Source organism: Vibrio nomapromontoriensis (genome assembly GCF_050337205.1).
Classification (GTDB): Bacteria; Pseudomonadota; Gammaproteobacteria; order Enterobacterales; family Vibrionaceae; genus Vibrio; species Vibrio nomapromontoriensis.
On record NZ_JAKJSS010000006.1, the window covers coordinates 791306 to 807910 of the forward strand.

18 protein-coding genes are annotated in these 16605 nt (G+C 49.3%); all 18 read left to right on the forward strand.

Features of this window, described 5'->3' with window-relative positions:
* Window positions 1–9: 9 nt before the first annotated feature.
* The 18 genes from L4D05_RS03690 to L4D05_RS03775 all read left to right on the forward strand — a co-directional run bounded on the left by L4D05_RS03690 (window position 10) and on the right by L4D05_RS03775 (window position 16586).
* Window positions 10–213 carry a hypothetical protein gene (locus L4D05_RS03690; protein ID WP_428793060.1) on the forward strand — a complete coding sequence of 68 codons (204 nt, stop codon included), beginning with the start codon at window positions 10–12 and terminating at the stop codon, window positions 211–213.
* Window positions 213–665 carry a phage virion morphogenesis protein gene (locus L4D05_RS03695; protein ID WP_428793061.1) on the forward strand — a complete coding sequence of 151 codons (453 nt, stop codon included), beginning with the start codon at window positions 213–215 and terminating at the stop codon, window positions 663–665. The genes L4D05_RS03690 and L4D05_RS03695 overlap by 1 nt, the downstream gene beginning before the upstream one ends.
* 714 nt (window positions 666–1379) lie before the next feature.
* On the forward strand, window positions 1380–2891 hold the full coding sequence (gene drt5, locus L4D05_RS03700) for an antiviral reverse transcriptase Drt5 (RefSeq protein ID WP_428793062.1): 1512 nt from the start codon (window positions 1380–1382) through the stop codon (window positions 2889–2891).
* Window positions 2892–3046: 155 nt separating this feature from the next.
* Entirely contained in the window at window positions 3047–4093 is a 1047-nt protein-coding gene (locus L4D05_RS03705; protein ID WP_428793063.1) for a phage protease, read from the forward strand.
* A complete protein-coding gene (locus L4D05_RS03710; protein ID WP_428793064.1) occupies window positions 4094–4489 on the forward strand; it encodes a hypothetical protein in 396 nt (131 codons plus the stop codon).
* Window positions 4490–5383 (forward strand): Mu-like prophage major head subunit gpT family protein, encoded by an 894-nt coding sequence (locus tag L4D05_RS03715; RefSeq protein WP_428793065.1) that lies wholly within the window; start codon window positions 4490–4492, stop codon window positions 5381–5383.
* Between the two features lie 27 nt (window positions 5384–5410).
* Window positions 5411–5899 carry an HI1506-related protein gene (locus L4D05_RS03720; protein WP_428793066.1) on the forward strand — a complete coding sequence of 163 codons (489 nt, stop codon included), beginning with the start codon at window positions 5411–5413 and terminating at the stop codon, window positions 5897–5899.
* Complete coding sequence (locus L4D05_RS03725; RefSeq protein ID WP_428793067.1) at window positions 5900–6328, forward strand: gp436 family protein; 429 nt, start codon at window positions 5900–5902, stop codon at window positions 6326–6328.
* Between the two features lie 8 nt (window positions 6329–6336).
* A complete protein-coding gene (locus L4D05_RS03730; protein WP_428793068.1) occupies window positions 6337–6780 on the forward strand; it encodes a phage tail terminator protein in 444 nt (147 codons plus the stop codon).
* Window positions 6770–7678 (forward strand): phage tail tube protein, encoded by a 909-nt coding sequence (locus L4D05_RS03735; protein WP_428793069.1) that lies wholly within the window; start codon window positions 6770–6772, stop codon window positions 7676–7678. The genes L4D05_RS03730 and L4D05_RS03735 overlap by 11 nt, the downstream gene beginning before the upstream one ends.
* A 35-nt stretch (window positions 7679–7713) precedes the next feature.
* A complete protein-coding gene (locus L4D05_RS03740; RefSeq protein ID WP_428793070.1) occupies window positions 7714–8043 on the forward strand; it encodes a hypothetical protein in 330 nt (109 codons plus the stop codon).
* A 5-nt stretch (window positions 8044–8048) separates the two neighbouring features.
* A complete protein-coding gene (locus tag L4D05_RS03745) occupies window positions 8049–8384 on the forward strand; it encodes a hypothetical protein (RefSeq protein WP_428793071.1) in 336 nt (111 codons plus the stop codon).
* Window positions 8381–11197 (forward strand): tape measure protein, encoded by a 2817-nt coding sequence (locus tag L4D05_RS03750; protein ID WP_428793072.1) that lies wholly within the window; start codon window positions 8381–8383, stop codon window positions 11195–11197. Before L4D05_RS03745 ends, L4D05_RS03750 begins: the two co-directional genes overlap by 4 nt.
* On the forward strand, window positions 11197–11802 hold the full coding sequence (locus L4D05_RS03755) for a hypothetical protein (RefSeq protein WP_428793073.1): 606 nt from the start codon (window positions 11197–11199) through the stop codon (window positions 11800–11802). Before L4D05_RS03750 ends, L4D05_RS03755 begins: the two co-directional genes overlap by 1 nt.
* Window positions 11803–11811: 9 nt before the next feature.
* Window positions 11812–12405, forward strand: coding sequence for a hypothetical protein (locus L4D05_RS03760; protein WP_428793074.1), 594 nt, complete (start codon window positions 11812–11814; stop codon window positions 12403–12405).
* Window positions 12405–12827, forward strand: a complete 423-nt coding sequence (locus L4D05_RS03765) for a DUF6950 family protein (RefSeq protein WP_428793075.1) — start codon at window positions 12405–12407, stop codon at window positions 12825–12827. The genes L4D05_RS03760 and L4D05_RS03765 overlap by 1 nt, the downstream gene beginning before the upstream one ends.
* On the forward strand, window positions 12817–16281 hold the full coding sequence (locus L4D05_RS03770) for a phage tail tip protein J-related protein (protein WP_428793076.1): 3465 nt from the start codon (window positions 12817–12819) through the stop codon (window positions 16279–16281). Before L4D05_RS03765 ends, L4D05_RS03770 begins: the two co-directional genes overlap by 11 nt.
* Entirely contained in the window at window positions 16278–16586 is a 309-nt protein-coding gene (locus L4D05_RS03775) for a hypothetical protein (protein ID WP_428793077.1), read from the forward strand. The genes L4D05_RS03770 and L4D05_RS03775 overlap by 4 nt, the downstream gene beginning before the upstream one ends.
* Window positions 16587–16605 lie beyond the last annotated feature (19 nt).

Consider the following 16605-nt stretch of genomic DNA (forward strand, 5'->3'; position numbering starts at 1 on the left):
ACTAACAATATGAAACGACTAGACCAAGCCATTGCCCTAACCAAAGCACCCGTGACACTCGACAGCATGAAAGAGTGGGAACGATTGTGCAGTGAAGCCCGTGGCGCTGAAGCCCAGCAAATCGGTGACCTTTACGAAACACTACTCGATCTCGCCTCAGATGATGTCTACGAGCAGTACCTAGAGCAACTTGCCCAACAAGCGGAGGCATAATGGCAGGCGTCAGCTACTCGATGAGTGTGCAAGACGCGCTCATCACCAAAACGTTGAATCAACTCATTCAACGTGGCACCAACCTAGAGCCCGCCTTAAGAGACATCGGCGAAATGCTGCTAGTGACTCATGACCAACGCTTTCGCGACCAAACCACCCCAGACGGCACACCATGGCAAGCTTTATCGCCAAACTATTACGCTAAGAAGAAAAAGCGAAAGGACGACATCCTCACGTTAAATAGCATTCTTAGCGCAACGCTGGCCTATCAAGTCAGTGGTAATGGTTTAGAGTTTGGTACACCGCAAGAGTATGGGGCCATTCATCATTACGGTGGCTCCGCCGACATGCGCCCACAAAATGCCGCGATTCCCGCTCGTGAATGGCTAGGGTTAGATCCCGAAGACCCCGCCGAGATATTCGATATCCTCACTGACTTTCTGGTTCAGTAACTCAGCTAGCGATAACGCTCTCAAATCGATTCTAAGCCGCCTTTTTGCAAAAGAGCTAATATGCCTCACGTTTTTATGCACATAAGGCAAAGAAGCGATTTTAAACGGGGTTTAAACGGGGTGTATCCTCTTCGTAGTGTCACACGTAAAGGGTAGCAAACATGACTCGCCCATTTTCTAATGATTTATGTTCGTTTATCCACTCTAGTAGCGAATATCTATAGTCATCACGATCTGTCAGTCAAAGTTCATACTCTACTTGTGGGAAAAGGTCATATTCTTAATAGATGAATACTAAACTGCATTTATTAATACAGATTCAGCAAGCCAAAAGAAGCGGTGATAATTGTCTAAATCACTTGTTTACATTGATGCTTAGAGCGGTGATGCGGAACGAAGCTGAAATAATAGATTGGCACCTGATGAATGATCTGTCTGAAAATGACGCTCTATTATTAATAGTATTAGCCGATATGGATCTGACGATCCAATATGATGAGACCATACTTAGGTATGCTGTTAACTATGTGATGGTTTTTGATCGTTACGTACTTCACTAGATAAAGGAATGAATTGATAATCATGTCGCTTTAGGCGCGGATGTCTTTGTTTGTGGGGGATAAATCTTAGTCACATTAGCAAAATAATGCTGTTGATTGAAGCCTGGAGTAGCTGATAGATTGGCTGGAACATAGTATTGATGGTGAGAGTAATATGGCTAATGGCCAAGGTGTAAAACAAAGAGTGATATCATTTTATTTAGATGATTTTGAAAAGGCTTTGTTCCCTTTGGAAACATGTAAATTCATGATTGAGAACTCTTATGATTTGTTAGATAAATACGTACAAAAAATTGCCGATGACACTAGCTTGAAATGTTGTTTTCTTCCTCAGCAAGTTGTTCATGCGAGTAAGCCTAAGCATCATTTGAGGCGTACTAAAAAGCTAGATCCTGTTGCCGAATTCTATATATATCATTTTTGTTATAAATTCAGACATGAACTGAAATCGCCCAAATTACCTAATCGAAAGGTACATGGTTACCACTTCAAGGGCGGTTCTCCGGTTTCTATTAGTGATGCTTTTCAGAGTTACAATGAAGAAATTGAAGAACTAAAAGGTGAATACAATTATCACATACACTTTGATATAGCATCTTATTTTAACTCTATCTATCATCATGACTTGGTGAATTGTGTAGCTAGTCGTATTGACTCAGTAAAAGAAGTGGAACTTTTTGGTAAGTTCATGCGAGAAATTAACGCGGGGTTTTCTATAGACTTTTTACCACATGGGATATACCCGACGAAAATGTTGGGAAGTTCATTTTTGTCATACATTGATAATTCTGCATTTGTAAAATCAGAAGTAATGACAAGGTTTATGGATGATTTTTTTATAGCTTCGAACTCACTAGAGTCGGTAATGGAAGATTTTCATTCTATCCAGAAGTTGCTAGGGCAAAAATCTCTAAATATAAATGCTAATAAAACAAAGATACAAAGTGATGGCCCCATTGGCATAGAAAATCAAGCTCGCTCTCTAGTTTCTGAACTATTGAATTTAGACGTAGGACAAAATGCCTTTGGTTCTGGTATTGGTGATTTAAGTGAACTAGAGGTAATTGAAAGTGAGAAAATTGATGAGCTAATAAAGTTAGCGGATGGGCATGATGTTACAGACCAGGATGCTAATTATATACTTGAAGCCCTCAAGCACTTAACTGATGACCTACACATTTACTTAATTCAATTTGCAAATAAAAATCCCTCATTAATGAAGAAAGTATTCCTTTTCTGCGCTAAGTGTGAAGATATGGATGAACTAGCAAATGGCTTTTTGGATCTTGTGCAAAGTACAGCGTATCTGAGCGAGTATCAATTGTTTTGGATTGCAAAAATAACCGAAACCTATCTTTTAGATGCTAAAAATGCAAATTCATTAGTTCGGGAGTTGTATAGTCACAGGAATTCAACGCCAATTTCAAAAGCTAAAATACTTGAGATACCAACCAATAAGTTCGGTTTGCAAGAGCTTAGAGAGGCCAACCTTAAGAATGGCACTAGCAGTTGGCTTTCATGGGCTTCCGCAGTAGGGAGCCGAAACGAATCAAAAATCATCAAAGATTATCTGATGAAATACTTTATGAATGTAAGTGATATCAATAACTTGATTGGTAGTGCGGTTAAATCATATTCTGGAGGCAATGCGAACCTCAACCAATGATCTCCTTCAATTCACTCTAACTCCCATCGCCCCGCATTATGTGGGGCATGAAATCAAAAAACGTCACACCTCATCCACTGGCAATTTTAGCCGCCCAGCCTGCAAAGGGCATGGCGGTACTCAATGCCAACCTAACTACTGACAGTGACGGCTGGGTGCAGCTGCTCCCAGCTGGCAAGTTTAAAGCCGTGGATGGCCGACCTCACGACACCCCCGATGGCTACTGGCACCTTGATGCCAGCTCAGCGGCGGCGCTAATTGCTGCCACCAAATCGACGTTCCCCAAAGTGCTTATCGACTATGAGCACCAAACCCTGCGTACCGAAGAGAACGGCCAGAAGGCCATCGCGTCTGGTTGGCTCACCAGTAACACCGATATTGAATGGCGTGAAGGCCAAGGCTTATACATTAAGCCCGACTGGACGGCCCCAGCCAAACAACACATCGACGCCAAAGAGTACGCCTTTCTTTCGGCGGTTTTCCCCTACGACAAGAAAACAGGCACGCCGCTTTTACTTCGCATGGCAGCGCTGACGAATGACCCTGGCCTTGTTGGCTTAGAGTCGGTCGCGGCGCTGGCAGCGGACATCGACATTCGCATCTCTAAACCCGGTGCGAGTATCAACCTTTATGGAACCACAGAGGAAGCGTTTATGAACGAAGCACTCAAGAAACTGCTTGAGCGGCTTGGCATTGTGGTGGATGGCGAACTGACCGACGAGTTAGCCACCGCCGCAACAGCAGCATTAACCGCGCTGCAAGACAAAGCCAATAAAACCGACGGGTTAACCACCGAGCTGGCCACGCTAAAAGCCAACCTTAGCACGGGCATTGACCTGTCTAAGTATGTGCCCATCGACACCTATAACGGCGTGGTCGGGGAACTGGCGGTGCTTAAAGCAGGCAGCGACCAAACCAGTATTGAGAGCGCCATTAAAGAGGCCCGTGAAGCAGGCAAGGTGGTGGAATCTGAGCTGGATTACCTGAAAAGCTTTGGTGAGCAACAAGGCGTGGCCGCGCTGAGCGCCATGCTGGATAAGCGCGCGCCTATTGCCGCCTTAACCGCTAAGCAAACAGGGCAAACCACGGTTAACGATGGCAAAGATAAACACGATAAGGGCTTAACCGAATCCGACCTCGCCGTACTTAAAGCGACGGGATTAGATAAGGCCGAGTACTTAAAAGCCAAGGAGACAATCTAAATGAGCTCGGTATTAGCAAGACGTACAGGCCGCAAACGGGGCTACCCCATGAAAGCGGCGGTGGTGATTAGCGCCTGCACCTTGGTGTGCCTAGATAGCGCTGGCCTCGCCATTTCCGCCTCGGCAGCAGGTGGTACAGACAAGTTAGTGGGCCTGGCCCCAATGCAGGCCGATAACACCGACGGCATCGATAAAGCGCTCACCATTGAAGTAGAGCACGACGAATTATTGCTGTTAAACGCGGGTGATGTCTCCGACGCCGATGTGGGCAGTAAAGCCTACCTATCGGCAAGTAACACGGTGTCTATCAGCCATGCCACAAACACACGTCCCATCGCTGGCACCATCACCCAAATGGATGGTGGTAAGGTGTGGGTTAAGCCAGAGGTAGTATAAATGATTGCAACAGGCGCAAACCTCACCGCGCTTTATACGGCGGTGAAAACCAACTTTAATCAAGGGCGCAGTACCTATAACGCGCTATGGCCTCAACTGGCTACGTTAGTGCCATCCACCACCATGACGGAGAATTACGCATGGATTGGTGAGTTCACCACGCTGCGTGAGTGGATTGGCGAACGTCAAATCAACCGCATGAAGCAGTATGGCTATACGCTACAGAACAAAAAGTTCGAAGGCACCGAAGCCATTCCTAGTGAGTATGTGGAAGACGATAACTACGGCTTGCTGATGCCTAAGTTCGCCGACATGGGCTACGCCGCCGCAACGCACCCAGACCAAAAGCTGTTTGAGCTGATTCAAACTGGCTTTAGTGAAGCATGTTACGACGGCCAGTACTTCTTTGATACCGACCACCCTGTTGGGCGTGAAGGCGAAACCACCTCCGTGTCTAACTTCCAAACGGGTGCTGGCAGTGCTTGGTATTTGTTTGATACCAGCCGACCACTTAAGCCGTTTATTTTCCAGCGTCGTAAAGACTACAACCTGGTCAGTAAAACCAATCACGATACATCTGATCATGTGTTTATGTTTGATGAGTACGTTTATGGCGTAGACGCGCGCGGTAATTGGGGCTTTGGCTTTTGGCAACAAGCGTTTGCCTCAAAAGCAACCCTCAATGATGCCAATTTCGATTCTGGCTTTAAGTCGATGATGGAGTTCAAATCAGACCAAGGTCGCCCACTTGGCATCATGCCCAACCTACTGGTGGTGGGGGCATCCAATCGAGCCGCTGCGAAGAAAGTGATTGAAGCGGAAAACAAAGCACAGGGCGAAACCAACACCAACTACAAAGCAGTGCAAGTGCTGGTGGTCCCTTGGTTGCCTTAAACGCTGTTTAAACCTGGTTTAATGCAGGTGGCAGCGTGGCTGTCGCTTGCATGGTTTCCCATCCTTTTTACTGGAGAGCTGCATGTCATGGCGAAAATCAATCTCATCACTCAAGCAATTACTGTTAAAAATCTGGCACATGGCGGTTACCGCCGTGCGGGTATCGCGTTTGAAAAAGGCGACAACCGTATCGAGCCAGAAACGATTACGACCACCCAGCTGGAAATGCTCAAACAAGATCCACGCCTTAAAGTTTGCGACGTTCAAGCAAGTCCGAGCGGTGAGCAATCGGGGGCCGTGGATGCGGGTGCGTTATCTCACCTTGTAACCGAGCCACTAGCTGCGCTTATTGAGGCGATTAAGCAACTCGACCCATCTAACAACCAGCACTTTACCAGCAGTGGAAAGCCCCAAGTGGACGCACTGGCTGAGCGAGTGGGGCAGAAGGTATCGGCAAGTGAGCGCGATGCCGCGTGGGAAGCGATGCAAAGCCAAACCCATCACGAGGGCGAATAAATGTATTGCACGGTCACTCAGCTACAAGGGCGCTTTAGTGAGCAAGAGCTCATTGCCTTAACCGACAAAGACGGTTCGACGGGTGCGCTGGTGCTGGATGTGGCCGAGCAAGCCATTAAAGACGCCAGCTCAACCATTGATGGTTATTTAGGTGGGCGCTACGCCTTACCACTGCGTAATGTGCCCACCATTTTAGAGCGCATTTGTTGCGACTTAAGCCGCTATTACCTCTATGACGATACCTTGGGCGAAGAGCATCAAGCCGCCAAGCGTTATGTGGACGCGGTGAAGTACCTAGAGCAAGTAGGGCGCGGTCAGGTACAGCTTGGTTTAAGTGATACCCAAACCAAGCCAGAGCAAACCAACAGCGCTGAAATGATGTCCGCAGGCAGTGTGTTTGGTCGCGATAGCGCGAAGGGTTTCATCTAGGGGACGCGATGCAAAATGATTTGATAGCGCTCACCATTCACCACTTAAAACAAGCCATGGCCAGTGTGCCTTGGGTCGATGTGAAGGAAATCGACTCACTGACGCAAGTCAATGACAAGCAAGTGTCCACCACAAGAACGCCAACCTTATACGTGTTTTTGGTGGATGACGCGCCAAAGCCCGACGTACGTGGCACAGGGGCGTACTTACAAAGCTGTATCGCGACCGTGGGCGTGGTGATAGAGGCAAAAAGCATTAACGGCAAGCCCATAGATTTTATGCCCATTCGACAAGCGCTACGCCAACGGTTGTTTGGTTGGAGTGGTAACAGCGAGTACGAACCCTATTGGCTGGGGCGTGGGCGAATGTTAGGCGTGAGTGCGGGTCGAGCAACATGGCTAGACCAGTTTGTCACTGAATATACAGAGGATCAGTTAAGTTATGGCTCGTAAGTATAAGAAAAAGGTGCTCGCCTTTGCCGTTGAATCTACCTATGGCGTGGATGCGATAGCGGCAGGCTCACCCATTTACTGTTTGGGGCGTGAGTTCACTATTACGCCAATGGCCGGGGAGTCTCAGTCGCTTGATTATGATGACGGCCAGCTGGGCAATAAACCGCAAATCCACACGGAAAAATACGTCACCGTCGAGTTCACTGTCGATATGGCCGCATCGAGCGCAGCTGGCACGCCAGCGCCTTGGGCGGACTTAATGAAAGCGTGCTTACGCAAAGTGACCTCGGATGCATCCACGTCTACCTGCGCGCTGCATGAAGAGGCCACCGACAGTCTGACGCTCTATTTCTATATGGATGGAGCGCTGCATAAGTTAACGGGTGCTCGTGGCTCGCTTAAGTTCAGTGCGCCAGCCAAAAACTTTGGCGGTATCACCTTTAGCTTTACCGGACTGTTTGCGCCAGCTCAAGCCGCCGCTTTGCCAACGCCCAACTTTAGCGCGTGGGTGAAACCACTAAAAATAGGGGTAGAAAACAGCGCCTTCACCATTGATGGCACCGCCCTTAAATTGATCTCTTTAGAGTATGACCAGGCGAACGCGGTTGAGCACACCGAGTACGTTGGCCATGAAGAGGTGCAAATTACCGATTACGCCCCAACCAGCACCATTGTGATTGAAGCACCGCCACAAGGGACGTGGGATGCGTTTGCTCTCTCGTCGGCGGAATCGGAAAGAACCTTGGTGTTTACCAATGGCCCTGTTGGTAATCAGTTCGAATGGTCCAGCAGCAAAGTGCAGCTCGGTCGCCCAACGTACGGTGACCAAAGTGGCACGACGACGTTATCTATCCCACTCAATATTATCGGTAATAGCGACACCTTCATTACTCGATAAACCCTGTTTAAACCACATGAAATAAGGAATTAACCATGTTTAAAGTCACCGATGAACGCATTGTAAAAAACTGGCCAGTAGATGTTGTTGTCCCTATCGATGGCGGTGACACCCAGCGCCACCCCATCAAAGTGGATTTGAAAATCACTGATACCGTGGATGCGAATAAAGTCCTGATGGGTCAAGAGCCAGAGCTGAAAATGTGTTTAGTGGGGTGGGAGGGCATTGCCAACGAAATCGGTGAACCGATTGAGTTTAGTGAATCGGCGCGCGACACCTTGTTAAAGAACCCTCACTTTACCCAATCTGTAGTGCGCGCCTATCAAGATTGCGTCGCGGGGAGGCCAGCAGAAAAAAACTCATAGCGGTAGTGAAGGCGATCGTATCCGGTCGTCCCACTACCCAGCAAGATAAGGAAGATTGGCAGCAAGAGCTTGAGTTGTGGGGCATGGATGAGGCCGAGCAAGAAAGTGAAAGCGTGCCTGAATTGTGGCAAGAGAACGTGAATGTCGTGATGTGGTGGCTCTCCATCCCTAACTTTTTACAGTTTACCCCAAACCTGCAATCAGGCCGTACCGTGTGCACAGGAATGGATGTGCTCGCGGTTCAGGCCGATAGTCAACTGTCTGGCCGAGCGGTCAATACTCACGATTATGACAAGCTCAAAGTGATCGCCCGAACCCTAACGGAGACGTATAACCTGTGACCCAAGATCTCAAATTCACGCTACGATTTGACGCGAAGACCCAGCAGTTTGTGGGGCAGGTGCGTGATGTCGATACCAGGATAGAGCAGCTGGGCGTTACGTCTCACCATACCACTCGCCGTCTTAAAACCATGGCGCGTCAATCGGATTCTCTCATAGGTGAATTTAGCGGTTTGCAATCTCAGCTCCTTGGTTTAGCTGGCGGATTTGCTGCGCTCTATAGCGCCCAAGACGCGGTTCATCGTTTAGGGCAATATCAAGATATTCGCACCCAAATCTCAGCCTTAATCGGCAGTCAGCAAACGTGGGCTGAGACCGAGCAATACTTGATGGCCGTGTCGTCTGAGCACAGCAAAGTGCTGACCGATATGTCGGGGAATTACGCCCGCTTAATGTCGCTCTATGATGCAGGCTTGCTCACTATGGGGGAGTCTCGCGACATATTTGAAGGCATGAGTAACGTTCAGTCGCAAACGGGCGCGAGTACCGTGCAGCTTGAACAATCCATGTATGGCCTCTCTCAGGCTCTGGCGTCTCCCATCGTACGAGCAGAAGAGTTAAACCAAGTCGTTGAGCCAATGCCTGGGCTACTTAATAAACTCGATAAAGCGGCGGGGTTATCTGCTGGCGGATTTCGTCGCATGATGCTTGATGGCCAAGTGACCAGCCGTTTTTTCAAAGAAACCTTAATCAGCGCCCTTGAAGACTATCAAGGCGCAGCCGCAAGAACCTCTGGCAATATCAACGCTATGCTGCGCGATAACACTAATGCTTATAGCAACATGGTGTTGGCGTATGAGCAGCCCATTACGGACAGCTTAACGCCCGTGTTAAAGACAACGGGCGACGCATTCAACGTGATTGCTGACAATGCCGATTTGGTTTCCACCGCGATTGGCGTCACGCTATTTACCACCATGGGACGCGGCGCGGCCGCCGCCACCAATTATACCGCCGTCAAACTTCGTTTGGTGGTCGCAGATTATGCGCAAGTACGCGCCATTGCCACTAAGAACGCGGCGATAGCGGCAGAAACACTGGCTGAAATTAGACGCCTTGAAGTCATGAAGCTAACAGGTTCAAAGCTGTTTCTACTGCGAAATGGCGAAGCGCAGCTCACCGCGTTAAAAACCAAACATACCGCCGCAACCAATACGTTAGCTGCCGCGCAATCGCGTTTAAATGTTGTATCACGCGCAGGCGCTGGGTTAATGGCCGCGTTAGGGGGACCAGCAGGTATTGCCTTTATGGCCGCTGGGGCGCTCAGCTATTTTGCGTTGTCGGCGGAGACGGCCAAAGACGCAACGGAAAAACTCAAAGGTGAAGTGCTAAATCTGACCGAAGAGTTTGAAGGGCTCAATGACCAAGGTAAAAATGTACTCATGTATCAACTGGGTACGGAAGCCAGCCAAGCTCGGCAACAGCTTGTTTTGGTGCAGGGTCGTATTCGTGATCTGAAAGAAGAAATGGCCTTTACTCCGCCGCAGCTTCTACCCAATAAAGAATCTGAGTTGGTTGCGCTTGAACGCGATGCCAAAAACTTTCAACAGGCCGTGGAAGGAGCAAACCAGAAGTTTGCTGCGCTGCTGGCCAACACCACGGACGATAAATGGACCAGTCCAGAAAAGCCTAAAGGTGATCTTCCCCCTTCCAGTGATGAAGCGACCAAACAAGCAGACCGACTGCTTGCTAATCTCACTCGCCAAGTCAGCCTATACGGTGAAACCTCAGAAGCGGCAAAAGTACGCTACGACATTGAAAAAGGGGCGTTACAGGGCATCAATGCCACATTGGCAGAGCAGTTGCTGCTGCAAGCTCAGTTGCTTGATAGTAAAAAAGCAGACAAAAAGAAAACCGATAAGATAACGGACTTTTACAGTGAATCGGATGAGTTGCAAAGCGCGTGGTTGATGCGTCTTGCCATGGAAGCCGACATGGAAAACCAAGCGAAGATCCAAGAGCAATATGCGTATGAAGAACGCCTAGGCAATCTGAGTCAGTCATTCCAAGCCGCGTATAATCAAGCCATTGGCGACCAACAGCTGATGGATGCCTTAGAGCAAGAGTACTTTGCTAATCGCGAGGTGTTGCGTGCTCAACACGAATTAAATCTCACCCAAATTGATCGCGATGCCGCCAGCGAGCGAGCCGAGAATCAGCGCGCGGTGGCCATGCAAGCGCTGAGCTTTATTGAACAGCAATCCTCCATTACCACCAATTTTTTACGCAGCGCAGGCAAAGAGCAAACAGGCGTGTATCGCGCCTTGTTTGCGGTTCAAAAAGCCGCCGCTATTCCGTCCATGATTATTGCCACCCAAGAGGCGTACACCAAAACCTTGGGCGCATTCCCTGCGCCTTACGGGCAGATTTTGGCGGAAAGTGTTCGCGCCGCAGGTTACGCCTCCGTGGGCATTGCAGCAGGAACCGCCATCACAGGCATGGCGCACGATGGCATAGACAGAATACCCAAAGAGAACGAGGGCACGTGGTTACTTAAGGCTAATGAAATGGTGCTCAACCCTGCTCAAGCGGACAACTTTCGCTGGATGGTAAACATGATGCAGCAAATGAAATCCATGCAAATCGCCGCTACTGGAGCGGCGGCCATGAGTGCTCGTTCGGGAGGCACGCCTGTCACAGTGAATGTAACAGGCGTGAATAAAGAGCAAGTCAGTGCGACGGCCAAAATGAACAACGGGCAATTGGAAATCGACATGGTGATTACAGAGGCGGTAACACGTACCCAACAAGCGTTGTTAAAAGATGCTGACAATGGCGGTGACTATGTCACCAAACTCAGAGAGGTATTGTGATGCCAGAGCGACTAACCCAGCTTATCCCCGTAGAGAGTGAGTTTACTCTGACACGCAATGAGCGCTTGTTTACCAGCAAGTTTACCAGTGCTTCTCAGTCGGTGAGCTCGCCCACAGGGCTTTGGGAAGCGCGATTGGAGTTTGCCAACTTACGTCGCAGTGATGCCCAAGTCTTGATTGCTAAGTTGTGGTCACTGCAAGGCAGTGCAGGCGGCTTTACTTTGTATGACTGGCGCAGCCCCAAGGCGTCGGGTCTGGGGGGCGCTTATAGCGTGACGGATTACCAGCAAGCCTTGCCTGGCAAAGTGGCCATTCAAACAGGTAAAACATTAGGAACGGTTATCGCTAAAGCAGGCGATTACGTCAGCATCGATGGCGAGCTGAAGGGGTTAACCGAAACGGTCACGGTTGATGGGCTAGGCAAAGCGACGCTGTTCTTTGAGCCCTTTATGAGAAAGCCTGTTGGCCTCACATCCACAGCGACGTTTGATTATCCAACGGGGGTGTTTCGACTTGCCCCAGGTTTTAAGGTGCCTTCGAAGGCGAGTAAAAAACTGGTGCTCAGTCAGCTCGTGATTGATTGCATCGAGCGCGTGACGGTGTAAGGAGACAAGATGAATATTTTCACCCCTGAAATGATAGCCGCGCTTAATCAGCCGGATGTACGTTTGCTCTATGCGGTTCGTCTTGATTGGCATGATGGCTGGGTGCGCTTGCACAGTGATATTGGCACCTTTACTCATTTTCCTTTTGATTTTGGTGAGCCGTTTTTAGGCATTGGTGACTTGGGTGGCATTGGCGATATCCAGTATGGCAGTGGGGACGACACCACGCCTTCGGTCACGCTTGAATTGTCGGTTCGTGATGAGACTATTCGAGCCAATGTCTTAGCGGGTGGCTATCAAGGCCGCACTGGTGAGCTTTATTTAGTGGTGCTTGGCCAATATGGTGATGTGCTGGCGTCGTCGATGCAATTTGATGGCGTGATGGACAGTGCGACCTTAAAACAAGGCTCATCAAACGTGATTCAATTGCCACTCACCGCGCCAGATGATGCCTTTAATCAGGGGCTCAATTGGCGTTGCACGCTCGACTCTCACCTTGCTCACCAATCCGGTGACCACTTTTATAAGTACGCCGTTCATATGGAAGATTTTAAAACCTATTGGGCGTTTAAAGAAGATGGCATTCCGGTGAGGGAGTTGTGATGGAGTCGTTGCATGAATTTCTTAATCGGTATCAGTGCACGCGCTTTAAAACGGGTGAGAACGACTGCGCCTTGTTTGTCGCCGCTTGGGTAAGGTTACTCACAGGTAAGGATTTGGCCAAACGCTTTCAAGGTCACTATTGCAATGACATTGGCTCGCACCGGCTAATTCGTAAATTGGGCTTTAACGATTTAGAAGACATGGTGCATGTGTTGGGGGATGCGGTTGGTGTTCGACGCAGTACCCCTTTATTAGCGCAGCGTGGTGATGTGGCCTGGCTTAAAGGTTCACATGAGCATATTTGCGGCATCGTTTGTGCCAATGGTGTTGCGGTGCTAGGGCCTGAAGGGCTGATTATTGTGCCATTGTCGACCATTGAAACCGCTTGGCAGATCAGTTGTGAGGTGAGCGATGGGTGTTGAGATTGCGGTCGCGGGCTGGATTATTGCTGCTGCCAGTGCAGGCTATGCGGTGTATACCGCGATTGATGCCAAGCGTCAGGCAGAAGCCGCCGCGAACGCCGCAAAGGGCAAGCGCACCGCTCAAAAGCAGATGTACAAATCTGCCACCGCGCCCAAGCAAATTATACTGGGTCACCCTGTTACCTCTGGCCCGATGGTATTTGGCGCGGAAGAGGGCACACCCAATGATGAAGGCGTCGGCGAGTGGTTACATCTTGTCGTGCACTTGGCGGGGCACCCTTGTGACGATGTCACCGATGCTTGGCTCGATGACATCGTCTTAACGCGTCATGGTGGCAGTGGCAATTACGACATTGAGTATCGTCACCCTAACGGTGAAGGCTTTGTATATCTCTATTTGGGCAACCATACCACGGCCCCTTCAACACTGTTATCACTGCCAGATTGGGATGCGTCTATGATTGGCGCAGGTGACTGTTTTGCTCATGTGAAGCTTCGTTCGAATCCAGATAAATGGGCAGGTGGTGTACCTAATCCCAAATTTGCCGTGAAGGGACTTGCGGTTTTAGATCCTCGAACGGGGCAAACGACTTGGACGGACAATCCCGCGCTGCTTTATCGCTGGTATCGTAATGTGCTTAAGCATGGCGTTGCCGATGAAGCGACGTATATTGCGTCGGCAAACCTTTGTAATGAAGCCATTTCTACCCCTGAAGGTGTGGAAAAGCGCTACCGTTGTAACTACGCCTTTTTAGCTAATGAAAACCCTCGCACAGTGATGAGTACGCTTCGTTCAACTTGTGCAGGGTTGGGTTTGCGAGTTGCTGGGCGACATGGTCTACAGGTTGGCGCGTATTACGGACCAGGGACAGTGGTATTAGATGATAACGACATTATTAGCGATATCACTACCCAAGCGGATGTCAGGCGCCGCGACCGAATTAATACCGTTACGGCCAAATATACCGACCCAAAATCGAACTGGAACGAGCTGGATATGCCTCGTATCCAAAGCTCAACCTTTGTCGCAGAAGACAACGGCTTTGAAGTCATTGATGACTTGGATTTAGCGGCGGTGCCGAGTCCTTTTCAAGCTCAGCGTTTGAGTTGGATACACCTCAATACCAAGCGCTCAGCGCTGAACATCGAGTTTACCTGTAACTTAAAAGCCGTTCAGTTGTTGCCTGGCACGGTCTTTCGACTCAATCTCAAAGACAACCAGTGGAACGGCGTTGAATTCATTGTCACCAAATGGATAAGCAGCAATGAAAACGGCATTAAGCTCAGAGCATCGCAGCACTTTTCCAGTCAATACGCCTGGGATGGTTCGCAAGCGGTTGCCCCTATTCGTCCTGGCTTACCGTCGCAGATTGATCGTACTTTGGTTGAGCCTGTTAGTCATTTAACGTACGCGACCTCGGTTGAGAGCCATACCCTTCAAGCCATCATTAGTTGGCAGCATCGCAGTTTTGGCCGTACCACGTTTGAGTTGAGCTTTTATCAAAACGGCTCTTTTCTTTACCGTGACGAGACCACGGACAAGCAATATCGATTACGGGATGGCTTCACCGTTGGTACGTATGAGGTGCGAGTACTGGCGCGAAATGCTGGCGGCGCATCGAGTACTGTGGCGAGTTTGGCTTTTATCGCTCGTGCGCCACAAACTCCTCAAAGCATTGATGTGGATGCAGGTAACTGGACGCTGTTCTTGTCGCCCGTTTCGTCTGGTTTGGTGACCTTTGATACCTTTTATGACATTGCGCTTGGTTTTGACGTGGGGACTTCAGATAGTGAGCTGGCGTCGTTCATTATGGGGCGTGCGAAGGTATTAACGGTCAGTAACCTTAAGGCCAATACGGAGTATCACATTGCAGCGCGGGAGGTCTCTCGTTGGGGCGAATCGGGTTGGGTTCGAACCACGGCAACCACCACCTTTAGTAGCGACGATATTCTAGAAGTGATTAAAGATCGCGTGTCGGTCGACATGCTGGATAGCGCCCTTAAAGAGAGCATCGCCCAAAATGAAAAACGCGCCATCGATTTGGGTAATCTGTTAGCGGATAAATCCCGTTTAAACGATGATTTAAAAGCCGCTTACCAAGCGTTTAAAGATAAAGAGCAAACCGCGAAAACTGACGTGGGGTTTGTTTATGCTGAGCGCAAAATCCAAACTCATAACGACCAACTGAGCACCCAAGCCGAAGAAATCGCACAACTTGTTGTAGCGGATAAAGATAACTTGGCCGCTGCGTTGTCCTACACGCGAAGCGCTGTCGGCTATTGCGTGGATAAAAACGGCAATATCACCGACCACAATAACGCGGTGCTGTGTGTTCAAGCAGGGCATAGCTGGATAGATGGCCCACTTGCTGAATTCATTCGTAACCTTCAAGTACAAACGGCCAGCGGCAGTAAAGCCAGTATTGGCAATATGATGCAGGTCTTTGAAAAAGAGGGTGACACCTTGGTGGCTCGCGGCTCAATGCTGTCGAACGTGGATGGGCAGATTACGGGCTTTGTGAGTAATAACGATGGCACATCGACTCAGCTTGATTTTATTGCTCAGCACACACGCATGGGGGTGCTTGATGAACAAGGCCAGTTCGTCCCTCTGTTCTACCTCAATAGTCAGACCAACACGTTAACACTGAAAGCTCAGTTGATCCTCACGGATGGCCACACGGTTGAAAGTCTTGATGATATTAAGGCGCAAGATGGCGCACCAGGTAAAGATGGGGCCGACGGCATTAATGGCAAGGATGGCGTATCGGGTAATGATGGTGCGCCTGGTCGAGATGGGGTTGATGGAACCCAAGGCAACGACGGTGCACCTGGCCGAGACGGTGTTGATGGAGCCAAAGGCAATGACGGCGCGCCAGGCCAAGATGGGGCCGACGGCGCTAAAGGCGATGATGGCGCACCAGGTAAAGATGGGATTAATGGCACAGACGGGAAAGACGGGGCACCGGGACAGCCTGGGTCACGTTGGTATACGTTGACGCTCAGAAACGGAGTGTTCCCAATTAGCTCTACGGCAACAGGGGATTTCACTCAGCATTTTGGCCGAGCGCCAATACAAGACGATCTTTTAACGTATCGAAATAGTGCAGGGACCACCGTATCAACGAAAAGCTTTGATGGCGCGTTGTGGGTCACACCTAATTTATTGTTCTCTGGCAGCCTAATAGCCAAAGGTACGCTATATGGTGATCGCTTTGTTGCAGGCTCGGAAATTGCTTCACCTGTGATTAAAGGGGGTCATGGTTACTATGGAGCAGGTGGTAGCTTCAACGGCTACCACACTCACATTGATAATGATGGCACCATTTACACTAGCAAACTCAATCTTAAGTCGGCGGCAAGCGGTGGCAGGCAAGAGATCACATCCGACCGAACCTCTATTTACGACGATACCAATAGCTTAGTGTTCCGATTTGGGAGGCTAACTGAATGAGCGTTGGCGTGGAAGTGTATCCAACAGATTCTGGGGTATTCAGGCTTGATGAGTTAAGCCCCATCGCCTTGATTGATTTTATTCCCAATCTATCACATAGCCCTCATACATTAACTCGCTCATACCCAGCGCTTGCAGGCCATGTATCCGAGTTTTACGCGGTGTGTTCGTCGGGCTCCGTTATGAGCACTAGGAACGTGTTTAGCTTCAGCTACGACCTTTCTACCATGTCTATCACTCTGACCGTATCAGGAACGGTGTATTCCAACACTATTCACGGTTGGGAAATATACGCGAGGTTTTAATGACTGTTTACGGACTAGA

Coding starts and splice junctions, on each gene's coding strand:
- L4D05_RS03725 (WP_428793067.1), top strand. CDS start 5,900: ATGTATTGCACGGTCACTCAGCTACAAGGGCGCTTTAGTGAGCAAGAG.
- drt5 (WP_428793062.1), top strand. CDS start 1,380: ATGGCTAATGGCCAAGGTGTAAAACAAAGAGTGATATCATTTTATTTA.
- L4D05_RS03690 (WP_428793060.1), top strand. CDS start 10: ATGAAACGACTAGACCAAGCCATTGCCCTAACCAAAGCACCCGTGACA.
- L4D05_RS03695 (WP_428793061.1), top strand. CDS start 213: ATGGCAGGCGTCAGCTACTCGATGAGTGTGCAAGACGCGCTCATCACC.
- L4D05_RS03765 (WP_428793075.1), top strand. CDS start 12,405: ATGGAGTCGTTGCATGAATTTCTTAATCGGTATCAGTGCACGCGCTTT.
- L4D05_RS03740 (WP_428793070.1), top strand. CDS start 7,714: ATGTTTAAAGTCACCGATGAACGCATTGTAAAAAACTGGCCAGTAGAT.
- L4D05_RS03730 (WP_428793068.1), top strand. CDS start 6,337: ATGCAAAATGATTTGATAGCGCTCACCATTCACCACTTAAAACAAGCC.
- L4D05_RS03710 (WP_428793064.1), top strand. CDS start 4,094: ATGAGCTCGGTATTAGCAAGACGTACAGGCCGCAAACGGGGCTACCCC.
- L4D05_RS03760 (WP_428793074.1), top strand. CDS start 11,812: ATGAATATTTTCACCCCTGAAATGATAGCCGCGCTTAATCAGCCGGAT.
- L4D05_RS03770 (WP_428793076.1), top strand. CDS start 12,817: ATGGGTGTTGAGATTGCGGTCGCGGGCTGGATTATTGCTGCTGCCAGT.
- L4D05_RS03755 (WP_428793073.1), top strand. CDS start 11,197: ATGCCAGAGCGACTAACCCAGCTTATCCCCGTAGAGAGTGAGTTTACT.
- L4D05_RS03735 (WP_428793069.1), top strand. CDS start 6,770: ATGGCTCGTAAGTATAAGAAAAAGGTGCTCGCCTTTGCCGTTGAATCT.
- L4D05_RS03715 (WP_428793065.1), top strand. CDS start 4,490: ATGATTGCAACAGGCGCAAACCTCACCGCGCTTTATACGGCGGTGAAA.
- L4D05_RS03775 (WP_428793077.1), top strand. CDS start 16,278: ATGAGCGTTGGCGTGGAAGTGTATCCAACAGATTCTGGGGTATTCAGG.